At 64.5% G+C, this 14,584-nt stretch carries 12 protein-coding genes; 8 read left to right on the top strand and 4 right to left on the bottom strand.

All coding sequences use genetic code 11. The features are described from left to right. The first annotated feature begins 86 nt into the window (after positions 1-86). On the top strand, positions 87-296 hold the full coding sequence (locus tag AXW67_RS12495) for a DUF2842 domain-containing protein (RefSeq protein WP_027550559.1): 210 nt from the start codon (positions 87-89) through the stop codon (positions 294-296). On the opposite strand, the gene AXW67_RS12500 is transcribed toward AXW67_RS12495, so the two are convergent. Next, entirely contained in the window at positions 293-1,339 is a 1,047-nt protein-coding gene (locus AXW67_RS12500) for a polysaccharide deacetylase family protein (RefSeq protein WP_063678127.1), read from the bottom strand. The two genes, AXW67_RS12495 and AXW67_RS12500, sit on opposite strands and share 4 nt — an antisense overlap. 129 nt (positions 1,340-1,468) lie before the next feature. Here AXW67_RS12500 and AXW67_RS12505 point away from each other — a divergent pair, with 129 nt between their 5' ends. The 3 genes from AXW67_RS12505 (at position 1,469) to AXW67_RS12520 (ending at position 4,637) form a co-directional block, all read left to right on the top strand. Next, positions 1,469-2,650 (top strand): GNAT family N-acetyltransferase, encoded by a 1,182-nt coding sequence (locus tag AXW67_RS12505; protein ID WP_063678128.1) that lies wholly within the window; start codon positions 1,469-1,471, stop codon positions 2,648-2,650. Between the two features lie 1,450 nt (positions 2,651-4,100). Continuing rightward, positions 4,101-4,313 carry a hypothetical protein gene (locus AXW67_RS12515; protein WP_027550555.1) on the top strand — a complete coding sequence of 71 codons (213 nt, stop codon included), beginning with the start codon at positions 4,101-4,103 and terminating at the stop codon, positions 4,311-4,313. A 108-nt stretch (positions 4,314-4,421) separates the two neighbouring features. After that, positions 4,422-4,637 (top strand): hypothetical protein, encoded by a 216-nt coding sequence (locus tag AXW67_RS12520; RefSeq protein WP_063678130.1) that lies wholly within the window; start codon positions 4,422-4,424, stop codon positions 4,635-4,637. 125 nt (positions 4,638-4,762) lie between these two features. Here AXW67_RS12520 and AXW67_RS12525 read toward each other — a convergent pair whose 3' ends face one another. After that, the gene (locus AXW67_RS12525) at positions 4,763-7,039 is read right to left on the bottom strand and encodes a GumC family protein (protein WP_063678131.1); all 2,277 of its coding nucleotides are present in this window, start codon (positions 7,037-7,039) and stop codon (positions 4,763-4,765) included. Between the two features lie 193 nt (positions 7,040-7,232). Between AXW67_RS12525 and AXW67_RS12530 the strand changes: the two genes are divergently transcribed. From AXW67_RS12530 to AXW67_RS12540, 3 genes are all read left to right on the top strand, one after another. After that, positions 7,233-8,366 carry a glycosyltransferase family 4 protein gene (locus tag AXW67_RS12530; RefSeq protein ID WP_063678132.1) on the top strand — a complete coding sequence of 378 codons (1,134 nt, stop codon included), beginning with the start codon at positions 7,233-7,235 and terminating at the stop codon, positions 8,364-8,366. 117 nt (positions 8,367-8,483) lie between these two features. Then, positions 8,484-10,031 carry an undecaprenyl-phosphate glucose phosphotransferase gene (locus AXW67_RS12535; protein WP_063678133.1) on the top strand — a complete coding sequence of 516 codons (1,548 nt, stop codon included), beginning with the start codon at positions 8,484-8,486 and terminating at the stop codon, positions 10,029-10,031. Between the two features lie 162 nt (positions 10,032-10,193). Then, a complete protein-coding gene (locus tag AXW67_RS12540) occupies positions 10,194-11,450 on the top strand; it encodes an O-antigen ligase family protein (protein ID WP_063678134.1) in 1,257 nt (418 codons plus the stop codon). Here the strand turns inward: AXW67_RS12540 and AXW67_RS12545 are convergent. Further along, a complete protein-coding gene (locus AXW67_RS12545; RefSeq protein ID WP_063678135.1) occupies positions 11,419-11,895 on the bottom strand; it encodes a MarR family transcriptional regulator in 477 nt (158 codons plus the stop codon). The genes AXW67_RS12540 and AXW67_RS12545 overlap by 32 nt on opposite strands. Positions 11,896-12,042: 147 nt before the next feature. Here AXW67_RS12545 and AXW67_RS12550 point away from each other — a divergent pair, with 147 nt between their 5' ends. Then, a complete protein-coding gene (locus AXW67_RS12550; RefSeq protein WP_063678136.1) occupies positions 12,043-13,239 on the top strand; it encodes an FAD-dependent monooxygenase in 1,197 nt (398 codons plus the stop codon). A gap of 153 nt (positions 13,240-13,392) precedes the next feature. Here the strand turns inward: AXW67_RS12550 and AXW67_RS12555 are convergent, their stop codons facing one another. Beyond that, positions 13,393-14,568 (bottom strand): saccharopine dehydrogenase family protein, encoded by a 1,176-nt coding sequence (locus AXW67_RS12555; protein ID WP_063678137.1) that lies wholly within the window; start codon positions 14,566-14,568, stop codon positions 13,393-13,395. Positions 14,569-14,584: the final 16 nt, after the last annotated feature.

Below are 14,584 nucleotides of genomic sequence, written 5' to 3' on the forward strand. Positions count from 1 at the left end.
AACCAAGGCTTGAACCGGACTGCGTGCCCCTTATAGTCCCCCGCTCCCGCAGCGCAAGTTACGCAAGAAGCCGCAAAGCTCGCCTCATGACGATCCGCACCCGCAAGTTCCTCGGTACCATCCTGCTTCTGGTGCTGGCCGCCGTCTGGGCCCTGCTCGGCATGGCGCTGGCGCAGATGCCGTGGATCGCCGAATCCGGCTGGCGGCAGGCGATCTACTACGTGGTGGCGGGCATGGGCTGGGTCTTGCCGGCGATGCCGATCGTGAGCTGGATGCAGCGGCCCGACCGCGCCTAACCGGCTTGCGCGCTGCCGGTCGGTCTCACCGGGGCAAAGGCGACACCCGACACCAGCACCCGGAGAATGCGCAGCGAGCGCACCCGGCCATCCCAGGAAATCCGCGGCAGCGCGCGCAGATTGGTGCGCCCCTCGGCATCCACGATGCCCGGAATGGTCGACACCGCGCTGGCAAACCCCGCCTCCTCCGCCATCATGACGTGGCTGCGGCGGAACGATGAGCGATCGCCGAACGGGAATGCGAGGTGCCGGATCTCGCGGCGAAAGGCGGCTTCCGCCACCGCCTTGCCCATCGTCATCTCGCGCAGGGCCGCCGGATCCTTCATGTTGGCAAGAACCGGATAATTGACGGTCGCACTGCCGATCGTGACATTCGGATCGGCCGCGAGCTTCGCCAGGTCCTCCCAATTCATCGAGGCCTCGCGCGAGATGGCGGCGAGATCGACCCGGTGGCGTGTGCAGAGATCGTTGATCGCGACGGTCAGGTCCGCCGGCGACAGCGTGCGCAGCCAGCGCTCGATGAACGTGAACAGCGCCTGCTTGTCGGCGCTGCTGGTGACAACGAAGCGCTGCTCCCTCTCGCCCATCATGAAGCTGAAGCGGCTTTCGCGCGCGATCATCTGTTCGAGGGCGAGCCACCAGGCTTCGCCGACACCATCGGGAAAGGCGGTGGGAACGTAGACCGTGAAGGGCACGCCATGGCGCGCCAGCACCGGACAGGCGAAGTTGATCAGGTCCTTGCCGGCCCCGTCGAAGGTCAGCGCCACGAAGCGCCGCTTTTCCGGCAGCGTGACGGCGCGCCGACAGACGTCGTCCATGCCGAGGAAATCGTACTCCCAGCGCTTCAGCGCACGAATGGCACGGTCGAGGAATTGCGGGGTGACCTCGCTTGCACGCAGTGGCTGGAACGCCCCACTCCGCCGCGGCCGCACGCGCTCGAAGCGCAGGATCGCGCCAACGCCGCGCCCGCGCAGCAGGGGTTGGCCGGTGAACCAGGCCAGTTCAAGGCGCAGCCGCTGCAGCCATCTGTCGTCGGATGCCAATGTCCCACCTTCCCGCGCGTTCGCCGGCGGCGCCTCTCTGCCATTGTCCTTACCCTTTGTTGACATTTGTTTGCAAAGGTCGGCCAAGGGCCGAACTACGCATTTTTTGTTTCTCGACAGGTTTCGCGAATGACCATGGCTGCGGCGATGCAAAGCCGGACGGCAGAAGCGCCAGCGCGGTCGAAAGCGAGTCGCATCGCTCATGTCGGCGTCGTCAGTGACCTTGGAGAGGCCGAGCCGGTTTGGCGCGCCTTCGAGGAGCCGGGCCACCTCTCGACGCCCTATCAACGCTTCGATCTGTTGAGCCCGTGGCAGCGGCTGGTCGGCGAACACGAAGCCGCCCGCCCTTTCATCGTGATCGCCTACGACGCCGAGCACCGGCCGCTGGTGCTGCTCCCGCTCTCACTCCGCCAAAGCCATGGCGTGCGCACCGCCTGCTTCATGGGCGGCAAGCATACGACCTTCAACATGGGCCTGTGGAACGCCGAGTTCGCCGCGCAGGCCGTCGCAGCCGATCTCGACGCAATGTTTGCGCCACTGGGCCAACATGTCGACGTGCTGGCGCTGACGCAGCAGCCGCTGCGCTGGCACGACCAGCAGAACCCGTTTGCGCTGTTGCAGCGGCAGGGCTCGATCAACGGCTGCCCTCGGCTCGTGATGGAGCCGGGTGGCCCGCCGGCGTCGCGGATCAGCAACTCCTTGCGCCGCCGCCTGAAGAGCAAGGAAAAGAAGCTCCAGGCGCTCGCGGGCTATCGCTATCACCTCGCCTCTACCGACGAGGACGTCACCCGCCTGCTCGACTGGTTCTTCCGTATCAAGCCGGCGCGGATGGCGGAACAGAAGCTGCCGAACGTGTTCGCCGAGCCGGGCGTCGAGGAGTTCATCCGCGGCGCATGCCTGATGCCGCGCGGCGAAGGCCGCATCATCGACATCCACGCGCTCGAATGCGACGACGAGGTGATCGCGATCTTCGCGGGCGTAGCCGACGGCCAGCGCTTCTCGATGATGTTCAACACCTACACGCTGTCCGAAAACGCTCGCTACAGCCCCGGCCTGATCCTGATGCGCTACATCATCGACCGCTACGACGAGCGCGGCTACCACGCACTCGACCTCGGCATCGGCTCGGACGACTACAAGCGCATGTTCTGCAAGGACGACGAAGAGATCTTCGACAGCTTTGTCCCGCTGACTTCGCGCGGCAAGCTCGCGGCGATGGCGATATCATCGCTGAGCCATGGCAAGCGGCTGGTGAAACAGAACCAGATGCTGTTCGATGTCGCACGGAAACTGCGACGGGCGTTCGGGTAGCGCGCATCAGCGATCCAGGGCTATTGATAGGCTTGCACGGTTCTCGGAAGCCTGGCGCGGCGTGGATTGAACCGCACTTGTCGCGAAATATCGCGACATGACTTCTGACGGATTATTGAAGGTCAGGTTTTTCCAGGCTCATTCACAAAAATGAGACTGGTTTTCGTAGGCAAGAAGGTACAAGCTCCAACGCAGTAGCATCACGTCAGCCAGCATTCCAAAGTTGCAATCGCCATCCACTCGCTGGAGCAGCGTCATGCGACACGCTTTTGGGCCGACAGTATCTCCTCAAGACCAGCTCGCGAAATTCGCGAGGGAGCGCCGCGAGCAGGCGAAGACAATGCCTGGCCGGGAGCGGGAGGAGTTGTTGAGAAAGGCCAGCCAAGCTGACACGGCAGCTCATATCGACGAGTGGATAAACTCTCCCGGACTTCAACGGCCAACCTAGGTAACATGCTGTCTCAAGCCGCTTGCTCGCCGCGAAACGCCTGGCGCGCGTCGGCTTCTGGTTATTCCCAATGAACCTCATTCGTTCGGCTTCGACCGAACCTTGATGGGTTCGTCAATGAATTATTGTGCGCGACGGCAATGGGACCATCTGCGGATATCCCAACCCTGCCATTGTGATCGCGCTTGACCGACCATCGCCGGCCGTTCGCGATTGTTCGTACAACGCTACTCCACGGAACGGTACTCCATTCCGGCCCCGATCCTTGCCGGCGGGGACTCGTCGCAAGCAGAGTCGGTTCCAGCACGCGTCGCGGACGGGACGTGTGGTCCTTGGAAGCGTCAAAAGAGTCGCATGGACGGGGAACTCTTTGCACTATGTCGACATTCTTGGACGTAGACGGACACTTGCCACGTTAAGTTGCCCCTTCAACAACTTCCAAGGACGCGACTATGCCACGGGTAAATCAAACTGCGAAACAAGGGTCTGCAGCCGCGGCCGCCACCGTGACGGCACTGGCCGGACTAGGTCTGTCGCTGACTGGGAGCGCATCCGCAGCCACGACACCCACCGCGGCCAGCCCTCAATCTGATGATACATCGCCTAACCAGCGCTTCGTTCTTGGCGAAGAGGAAATGGCGGACGTCAGTCTCGCCACGTTCCATCTCTTCGACAAGGAAAGCGTCGGCGGCAACATGCAAATGGCCGTCGTTGTTGTTCGGGGCTGCCGGGGCTGCCGAGGTTGTGGCGGTTGCCGCGGCTGCCGGGTTTGGCGTGGCTGCGGTGGCTGCGGCTGTGGAGGGTGCGGTGGTTGCTGCGCGCGCTGGGGACGGTGCCGCTGGTGCTAAGTTCCGCAACTGGCGGATGAACAATAAGACCGACGAATGGCGCGAGCAGAGGTTCAGCGCGACCGCTCTTCCTTGCCAGAAATTAACAAGGCTTCGGCGCCCGGCCCGGATAGAAGGGCGAGGGCGGGGCCTCCTCTAATCCAAGACGACGATCGTGAAGTTTGACGAACAGGAGCGCGGTGTACTGAGGCGCGCTGGCTTTTCCGTTGCTGACGACCACGAAGCGGCTTACCTCGAAGGTCTCGTTGTGATCGGCGCGCATGACGACGAAACGTTGTGGCTGACGATCACGCTGCGAAATGACTATCGGGTCGTGTGTGCCCTGCCGCGCGACGAGACCATCGTCGCCATAACCGAGAACGACTGACGTCCGCGCAAGCGAACGCGCCCTCTTGGCATTGCCGCAATTTAACTGGCGGAGCCTGTCGGGTTGGGCAACACCCGGGTTCGCTGAGACTGCATTTCCATTCAAGCGATGCCGGATATCGAAATAACCGAGGAGTGTCGGGCCCTGATCGCGAGCGTCATCGAGCCGCCGACCGGACGACGCTTGCCGAACGGCAACTGGCGAACCGAGATCGACGCAGCAACGTGGCAGTGGCTGCAGCGGCTGCGACGGCAGGGCGAATCGATATCAGACTGCATCATCCGTATGGTGATCATCAGCCTGCACAAGCGCGGCTTGCAATGAGGCTTGCAGCGCGCGCGAACGACCCGTCTCGACAATTTGTGCTTCACCCGACGCGCGATCATCCGCGCCGCGCAGCTTCGGCGACGCTTCGCGGCAATGCTGGCGGCATTTCGGCGTAAGAATGCCTATGCCGCCACGACGCGCGGCGCCGCTTCCGGCGCATCCGACGGCTGCACGGGCTTGCTCAGCATCGTCACTTCGCTGAACCCCACCGCCCTGAGCTGCTCGCACATCAGCGTGCGCGCGTCCGCGGCCATCGATGCGTCTGGCACCACGACGGCGCGCGCATTGGTCGTCAAGAGTTCCGCCGGCAGGTCCGAGGCGCTGCCCGCGTCGAGCAGCACGTGATCGTAGACCCGGAGCAGCGCATCGATCGCGAGCGTCACCCGCGGCGACTGCAGCAGGCTGCGGTCGAAGCCGGGACGGCCGGCCATGACGAGGTGCAGCCGGGACAGCTTGTCCTTGGTGATGATCTGCGCAAACGATGCTTCGCCCTGCATCAGCTCGGCAAGGCCGGGCGCCGAGGCATCGACGGACACGGCGGCAATCGTCGGCGAGGATGCAGCAAGATCGACTACGACGACGCGGGCGTCGCGCGCCAGGTGCCGGGCAAGCGTCAACGTCGACAGCGTGATGGCCTCGCCCGCGGCGGTACCGAGCACCGTGACCTTCTTCGCCGCCGCGCCCGCGGCACGCAGGCGCTCGGCCAGTTGCTCGATCTCGGCAAATTCGGTGACGTCCGCTTCGGGGATCATTTCCGGCTGCAGCGGCGAGGGCTCAACAACCACGAAATCGTCCGCCACTATGGAATCGTCAGCCAATACGGGATCGATGACCGGCTCATGGCGCACCGGCTCCGGCGCCGGCGCCGATGGAGTGAGCGCGGCGATGGCGCGCGGCGCGGTCTGGCGCAGCAGCTCGCCGGTGACGACGATGCCGGAAGAGAGCAGCAGCGTTGCCAGCGTCGCGATCAGAACGATCGGCAGCTTCTTCGGATAGGCCGGCGTGTTCGACACGATGCCGCGCGAGATGATGCGGCCCTCCGCCGGCGCAGTGTCGATGGTCTCGCGGGTGTTGGCCTCGCGGTACTTGGCGAGATAGGTCTCGAGCAGGTCGCGCTGCGCCTTGGCCTCGCGATCGAGCGCGCGGAGCTGGACGTCCTGGCCGTTGGTCGAGGTCGCCTGCTTCTTGAGCTGCTCGAGGCTTGCGGTGAGGCTGTCGACCCGGCCGCCAGCGATACGCGCGTCATTCTCCAGCGAGCGCGAGATCTTGCCGGCCTCGTCGCGAATCTGAGTATCGAGATCGCCGAGCTGTGCCTTCAATTCCTTGATGCGCGGATGGTTACCAAGCAGCGTCGAGGATTGCTCGGCAAGCTGGGCGCGCAGGGTCACGCGCTGCTCGGACAGCCGCCGCATGAGTTCGGAGTTGAGCACTTCGGATGCCTCGATCGGCTTGCCGCTCTGGAGCATCTCGCGGATCAGGCGCGCCTTGGCCTCGGCATCGGCCTTCAGCGCGCGGGCATTGTTGAGCTGGGTGTTGACTTCGCCCATCTGCTGGTTTGACAGCGTCGTATTGTTGGTGCCGACGAACAGGCTCGACTTCGAGCGGAAGTCCTCTACCTTGACCTCGGCGTCGGAAACCTTCTTGCGCAAGCTCTCGATCTCGCCCGCGAGCCACTGGCTCGCATTGCGCGCCTGGTCCTGGCGCGCATTCTGCTGCAGCACGAGGTAGCCTTCGGCGATCGAATTGGCGACGCGCGCGGCGAGCTCCGGATCGGCCGATTGGAATTCGACCACGATCACGCGGGACTTGTCGACCGCGTAGGCCTGGAGGCGTTCGTAATAGGCGTCCAGCACGCGCTCTTCGGGCGTCATCGAGAACGGATCGCGGCCGATGCCGACCAGCGCAGCAAGCGATTTCAGCGGCGAGATGCCCTGCAGCACCGGATCGAATTCGGGCCGCTCCGCGAGCTTGTTCTTCTTGATGATCTCGCGCGCGAGATCGCGCGACAGCACGAGTTGCACCTGGCTGGTGACGGCTTCGGCGTCCAGCGCCTGCCGCTCCTCGGCGCGGTCGCTGTTCGGACGCAAGAAAACATTCTCGCGGCCATCGATCAGGATGCGCGCCTCCGACTTGTAGCGCGACGTCACCAGGTTGACTGCGGCCACCGAGGCAACGAGCGCCAGCACCGTCGGCACGATGATCCAACCGCGCTTGCGGGCGAGTGCGCCGCCGAGCGCGTGCAGATCGATGTCACCGGATTCGACTTGCGCCTGCTTCAGCGCGGCGGGTGCAGGCAGGGCTTCAGCTTTGGCGTTGGGCTCGGGCTTGATTTTGGGCTTGGAGACAGCCCGCTCGATCACCGCCTTGTCCTTGCCGGCACGCCAGAACGCCAAACGCATCTCACACTCCCGCAGGGCAACGCCGCGACTCTACCTCAACCGGCGCGATTACACTCCATTAAGGTTGCCGCTGGGTTAATCGCGCACTGCTGCGCGTGGCGCACGCCACGACAACACCTTTTGTTAACCACGAGGCCCCTTAATCCAGCATGTATTTCAGTGGACTGTTTGCCTTCGAGCGCTGGTTCTGAACATGCCCCCCTCTTCCAACCAGCCGCTTCGTATCCTGCACGCCGTGCGCGCCCCCGTCGGCGGAATCTTCCGCCACATCCTCGACCTCGCCAACGGACAGGTCGATCGCGGTCATCATGTCGGGATCCTTGCCGACAGCCTCACCGGCGGCGAGCGCGCCGAGAAGGCGCTCTCCGAGCTTGCGCCACGGCTGAAGCTCGGCGTGCACCGGCTGGCGATCCGCCGCGAGCCGTCGCCGGAAGATTTTCTGGTGTGGCTGCGCATGCGGCGCCTTGCCGCCAAGCTCAAGCCGGATGTCATGCATGGCCACGGCGCCAAGGCCGGCGCCTTCGTCCGCATGCGGCGGCGCTCGGACGACATCATCCGCATCTACACGCCGCATGGCGGTTCGCTGCACTATCCCCTCAACACCTTAAAGGGAGAGTTTTACGCGCGGCTCGAGCGCGCGCTGATGGATTCGACTGACCTGTGCCTGTTCGAGAGCGCATTTGCCCGCGATACCTATCAGCGCATCGTTGGCACGCCGAAGGGCGTGGTCCACTGCGTGTTCAACGGCGTCACGCCCGAGGAATTCGAGCCAGTCGTTACCGCCGATGATGCCACCGACCTCGCCTATGTCGGCGAGTTCAGGCACATCAAGGGCGCTGACCTCCTGGTCGATGCGGTCGCGCGCCTGCATGCCAACGGCAAAAAGGTCACGCTCACGCTCGGCGGCGACGGCGAGGAGACGGCGGCGCTGAAAGCGCAGGTGGAGAAACTCGGCCTGACCGGCGCGATCCGCTTCGCCGGCCACGTCAAGGCCCGCTATGGCTTTTCCAGAGGGCGGCTGCTCGTCGTTCCCTCGCGCGGCGATTCCATGCCCTATGTCGTGATCGAGGCGGGCGCGGCCGGCATTCCCATGATCGCGGCGCGGGTCGGCGGCATTCCCGAGATCTTCGGCGCCGACAGCCCAGCCCTGTTTACGCCCAGCAACGCGGACGCCATGGCGGAAGCGATCGCGGCCGCACTCGCAGATTCCGAGGCGACCGCGCAGCGTGCGGTGTCGCTGCGCGAGCGGATCTCGGCGCAATTCTCCCAGCAGGCGATGGTCGATGGCGTGCTCGCGGGCTACCGCGACGCATTTACCAATCATTAACCATTCTTAAGGGCGGCTTTAGAGAATCTTCCGATTTGTCCGATAAGCGAAGAGCCGGGGGATGCTCGCCCGGGTGCTAGGTCGCGCCGCGGGTTTTTGGAATGGACGTAGACACCCGTGGAACCGCTCAACGCACGCTCGATGCTCGATGCCGCGACCAGCGCTGCGGCGAAACCGGCTGAAAAGCCGTTCGTCGAACGCCGTCGCCGCCTTTCGCCGGCCGCGCTCGAGATCGTGAACCAGAAGGTCGCCCGCGCCTATTCACCGATCGTGATCGCCGGCTTCGTTCGCGTGGTCGATTTCGCGCTGCTGAGCCTCGTCGGCATCGCGCTCTATGTCGGCTATGTCATGCCGCTCTCGGGCTTCCGCTGGGAATATGTCGCAGCGATCGTCGGCGTTGCCGTCGCCACCGTGATCTGCTTCCAGTCCGCCGACATCTACCAGGTCCAGCTCTTCCGTGGACAGCTTCGGCAGATGACGCGGATGATCTCGTCCTGGTCGTTCGTCTTCCTGCTGTTCATCGGCGCCTCGTTCTTCGCCAAGCTCGGCAGCGAGATGTCGCGGCTGTGGCTTGCCGCCTTCTTCTTCCTCGGCCTTGCCGCGCTGATCGCCGAGCGCCTGGTGCTGCGTACGCTGGTGCGCCGCTGGGCGCGCGAGGGCCGGCTCGACCGCCGCACCATCATCGTCGGCTCCGACCGCAATGGCGAGGAACTGGTCGAGGCGTTGAACGCGCAGGAGGATTCCGACATCCACGTGCTCGGCGTGTTCGACGACCGCAATGACAGCCGCGCGCTCGACACCTGCGCGGGCGCGCGCAAGCTTGGTAAAGTCGACGACATCGTTGAGTTCGCCCGCCGCACCCGTATCGACCTCGTGCTGTTCGCGCTGCCGATCTCGGCCGAGACGCGCATCCTGGAAATGCTGAAGAAGCTCTGGGTGCTGCCGGTCGACATCCGCCTATCCGCGCACACCAACAAGCTGCGCTTCCGTCCCCGCTCCTATTCCTATCTCGGCGAGGTGCCGACGCTCGACGTATTCGAGGCGCCGATCACCGACTGGGATCTGGTGATGAAATGGCTGTTCGACCTCATCGTCGGCAGCCTCGCGTTGCTCGCGGCGCTGCCGGTAATGGCGCTGGTTGCAATCGCAATCAAGCTCGACAGCCCCGGCCCGGTGCTGTTCCGCCAGAAGCGTTTTGGTTTCAACAACGAGCGCATCGACGTCTATAAGTTCCGCTCGATGTATCACCACCAGGCCGACCCGACCGCCTCGAAGGTCGTGACCAAGAACGATCCGCGCGTCACCCGCGTCGGCCGCTTCATCCGCAAGACCAGCCTCGACGAGCTGCCGCAGCTCTTCAACGTGCTCTTCTCCGGCAATCTCTCCCTGGTCGGTCCGCGTCCGCACGCGGTGCAGGGCAAGCTCCAGAGCCGGTTGTTCGACGAAGCCGTCGACGGCTATTTCGCGCGTCACCGCGTCAAGCCCGGCATCACCGGCTGGGCCCAGATCAACGGCTGGCGCGGCGAGATCGACAATGAAGAGAAGATCCAGAAGCGCGTCGAGTTCGACCTCTATTACATCGAGAACTGGTCGGTGCTGTTCGACCTCTACATTTTCCTGCAAACGCCGATCTCGCTGCTGACCAAGAGCGAGAACGCGTATTGAGTTTCCGTCATGCCCCGCCTTGTGCGCACTTGCGCACTGGGCGAGGTATCCAGTAACGCGCAGCGCCAGCCAACTCCTGCAACATGCGCCGCGGAGTACAGGATCGCCCGGTCAAGCCGGGCGATGACAGCGTGAGTGAGTTGCGTAACGTGTGAGCGTGTGATGGCGTATGCGGCGACAGCCGGTGGAGTGAACCCAGTCGCGCCGGCTGCACCCGGTGTGCTCGTCCTCCAGCGCGCGCTGGTGTGGCTGGTGGGTGCCTCCGGCGCCATCGTCTTCATCGAGCCGAGCCCCTACGAGATCGCGACGCTGCTCGCCACCGTCATCTTCTTCGCCACCGGCCTGCGCCTGAGGCTCGCGCTCATGCCGCTGGTGCTGCTGCTGGTCGCGCTCAATGTCGGCTACACCATCAGCGCGATCCCCCTGTTCGAGCAGTCCGAGGTCGTCAGCTGGATCGCGACGTCCTGGTACATGGCGGTCACCGTGGTGTTCTTCGCCATGGTCACCTCCGAGGACACGGCGGCAAGGCTCGACATGCTCCGCCGCGGCCTCGTGGTTGGCGCGATGGTCGCCTCGCTCTCCGCCATCGCCGGCTATTTCAACCTAGTTCCCGGCGGGCACGACCTCCTGACGCTCTATGAACGCGCGCGCGGCACCTTCAAGGACCCCAACGTGCTCGGCGCTTTCCTGATCCTGCCGGCGCTGTTCTCGCTGCAAAGCGCGGTCTCAGATCGCCTGGCCAAGGCGTTCCGCAACGTCCTCGCGTTCGGCATCATGGCGCTGGCCATCCTGCTCGCCTTCTCCCGCGCCGCCTGGGGCGGCCTGATCCTGACCGCCGCCTTCATGCTGGTGCTGATGGTACTGACCAGCCGGAGCAACGCGCAACGCTCGCGCATCATCATCATGGCCATCGTCGCCGCGGTGCTCGGCCTCGCCCTGATCGCGATCCTATTGTCGTTCGACTCCATCGCGGACATGTTCAAGCAGCGCGCGAGCTTCGACCAGAGCTACGACGAAGGCCGTTTCGGCCGGTTCGGCCGGCACATCCTCGGCGCCGAGATGGCGCTCGACCTGCCGTTCGGCATCGGCCCGCTGCAATTCCACCGCTACTTCCCCGAAGACACCCACAATTCCTATCTGAATGCCTTCATGTCGGGCGGCTGGCTCTCCGGCATCTGCTATCCGGCGCTGGTTTTCACCACCGTGATCATGGGCTTCCGCCACATCTTCGTTCGCGTGCCCTGGCAGCGGGCATATCTGGCGATCTTCTCCGCCTTCGTCGGCACCGTCGGCGAAAGCTTCGTGATCGACACCGACCACTGGCGTCACTTCTGGATGATGCTCGGTGCCATGTGGGGCATGATCGCGGCGGCCCAGGTCTACAAGATCAGGGCTGGCGACGAAGCTTCTTCAGCTTGAGATCGGGACGCTTCTCCGGCGGCGTATCGAGAAGGCTCTTCAACGCTGACGTGGCCGCGAGCACGCCCTTGTACCCGTCATTGGCGAAGCGCAGCAGCAGGCGCAGTTCCTCGTCGGAATAGGCGCTCCAGACCTTTTCCATCGCCTGCTGCATCGGCACGTAAAGTTGCCCGATCTTCATCGCCGCCTCCGGCACGACGGTGATGAAGACCTTGCGCCGGTCAGTCTCATCCCGCTCGCGGCGCACGAGACCCGCTTTCTCGAGCCGGTCCACCACGCCGGTGATCGCGCCAGTCGTGAGCCCGGTGACCTCGGCCAGCCGCCCGGCGGTCACGCGCCCTTCGAGATGCAGGATATCCATGCATTCGAGGTCGGAATTGGCAATTCCGGCAACGTTGGCAACGGTCTGGCCATACAGCACGCCCTGCGCCGACGACCGCCGCATCGCCTCTTCCAGTTCCCCTAACAACGCCGCGCGCGCCTTCGTCCTTGACAAGGCCGACCTCTTCTCTTACTCGATATATATCTTAGTCACTAAGAGATTTAGCGACCGTAATTTCTCCTAGCACCACGGAAACGTCTGGAGCAAGCCATGTCCAACCGTCCCCGCAAGGCCCTGATCATCGGCGCCGGCATCGCCGGGCCTGTCGCCGCCGTCCTGCTGCGCCGTGCCGGCATCGAGTCCGCGATTTACGAGGCCTGGCCCTATTCCAAGGGCATCGGCGGTGGATTGCAGATCGCTCCGAACGGCATGCAGGTGATGGACGAGATCGGCCTTGCTGGCGAGCTGATCAGCCGCGGCTCGGTCGCGGAATCCTTCGACTTCTGCTCGCAGAGCGGCCAGAGGCTCGGTTCGCTCAACCGCGACATGGAGCGGCGCTTCGGCCAGCCCGCGGTCAATGTCTGCCGCGCCACGCTGAACGAGATGCTGGTCGACAAGGCCTGGTGCTCCTGCGTGTCGCTCTATTTCGAGAAGCGGCTGACCAAGATCGAGGACCGCGGCGATCAGCCCATCATCGCCTATTTCGCCGACGGCTCCACCGCCGAGGGCGACTTCCTGATCGGCGCGGATGGCGTGCACTCGATGGTGCGCCGTCAGGTGATCCCGGACGGGCCGGCCCCCTTCGACACCGGCCTGATCGGCTTCGGCGGCTTCGTGCCGCGGGCGGTTCTCGACGGCACCGCGATCGGCCAGCGTGTGATGACCACGTTCGGTCAGAGCGGCTTCTTCGGCTACGGCTTTTGCAGCCCAGACCCTAATGACGGCGCGATGTGGTGGAGCACGCAGCCCGCGCACGGCATCGATGCCGCCGCGTTCCGCGCGCAGGATCAGGCAACGATCAAGCAGCACCTGCGCGACTTCCACCGGGGCTGGCACGATCCCATTCCGGCCATCCTCGAGGCGGCCGAGAACATCGTCGTGACGGATACGCTCGATGTCGCGACGCTGCCGACCTGGTCGCGCAAGCGGTCCCTGCTGATCGGCGACGCCGCGCATGCGACGAGCCCGCATGCCGGCCAGGGCGCCTCGCTCGCGCTCGAGGACGCGATGCGGCTGGCGCGGCTGATGCAGGACGGCCAGGAGCTCGGCGTCACCTTCCAGAATTTCGAGGCCGAGCGTCGCCCGCGCGCCGAGAAGATCGTCGCGATCGCCCGCCGCAACGGCAACAGCAAGCGCGAATTCAGCGCCACCGGCGCGTTCATCCGCAATCAGATGATGAAGTGGCTGCTGCCACTGGGATCGAAGAGCATGGAGTTCATGTACGCGTACGACGCGCGGGCGGCGTAGTTGCGAGCTGCCGTAGCCGTAGGGTGGGCAAAGGCGCGAAAGCGCCGTGCCCACCATCTCTCCGCAATCTCGCTTGCGAATGGTGGGCACGCTTCCGCCTTCGCTCTCCGAGCTACGGCGGACAGGTCGCTTTGCCCACCCTACAATTTGCGGCTACTTCTCCACCACAAACGTCAGCCCGGCGTAATCGACCAGGCGCTTGATCAGCTTGTGCTGCATGGCCGCACCGGGCGTCCAGAAGCCGGCCGGGACATCCGTCGCATCGCGCAACAGGCAGATCGCGCATTCGGAGATGATCTTCGCCGTTGATGCGTAGCCCGGGTCGAGATCTCCCTTGATCGCCGCGCGAACCTGTCGGCCGTCGGGCGCAATCGCGACATAGAGCAGGTCGTAGTGACCGGCGTCGCGCTCTTCCTTCGACGGCCCCTCGCCCGGCTTGAGCGCCTCGGGGCCAGTCTTCTCGCTGTTGGCAGCCATGACGAGCTTCGCGTTGGCCTGCCCTTCGTCCCCCGCTCCCGTCAGCACCATCTCGTCGTAGACGAAATCCCGGCCATAGGGGAATCCCATCAGCATGTTGGAGCGATGGACATTGCGAGTGTTCAGCGTCGCCATCGCGAACGGGGCGGACCAGGATTGCAGGTCTTCCTCGAAAACAGGCTTGTTGCCGCGCGGCTGCTTGGGCCCCTCGAATCCGGGCGTGAAAGCAAAGGGGTCCTTGAGGATCGACACCAGGCTGAGATCCTGCGCAACCGCTTCGAAGGTGAGCCTTGCGCTGGCCGAAGTGCCACCGGAGAACTTCCAACTGAGGTCGCGGACGCGCCCCTTGACGCGGGGCACTGGCGCTCCGAACACGCGCCTTGCTTCCTCCTGCACGAAGAACGCGCCGAGCTCGAACGGGATGGAATCGAAGCCACAGGAGAAGATGATGCGCGCGCCGCTCACCTTGGCTGCCGCCTCGTGCCGGTCGATCATCTGCTTCAGCCAGATCGGCTCGCCGCAGAGATCCATATAGTCGGTGCCCGATGCGACGCAGGCGGCGAGCAGATCGGAGCCATAAAGCTGGTATGGACCGACAGTGGTGATTACGAGCTTGGCTTGATCGATCATCGCCCGCAACGACGCGGGGTCGGCGGCATCGGCAAGGATCAGCGGCGTATCGCCGGGTGCGCCAATGGCGTCGCGAACGGAAGCGAGCTTGTCTCTGCTGCGCCCAGCCATCGCCCATGTCGGCGCGCCGTCGCCCATGTATTGCGCAGCGAGGTATTCGGCGACGAGCTGGCCGGTGTATCCGGTTGCGCCATAGACGACGATGTCGAACTTCGACGACACGGATCACGTTTCCTGC

The organism is Bradyrhizobium neotropicale, from assembly GCF_001641695.1.
Classification (GTDB): Bacteria; Pseudomonadota; Alphaproteobacteria; order Rhizobiales; family Xanthobacteraceae; genus Bradyrhizobium; species Bradyrhizobium neotropicale.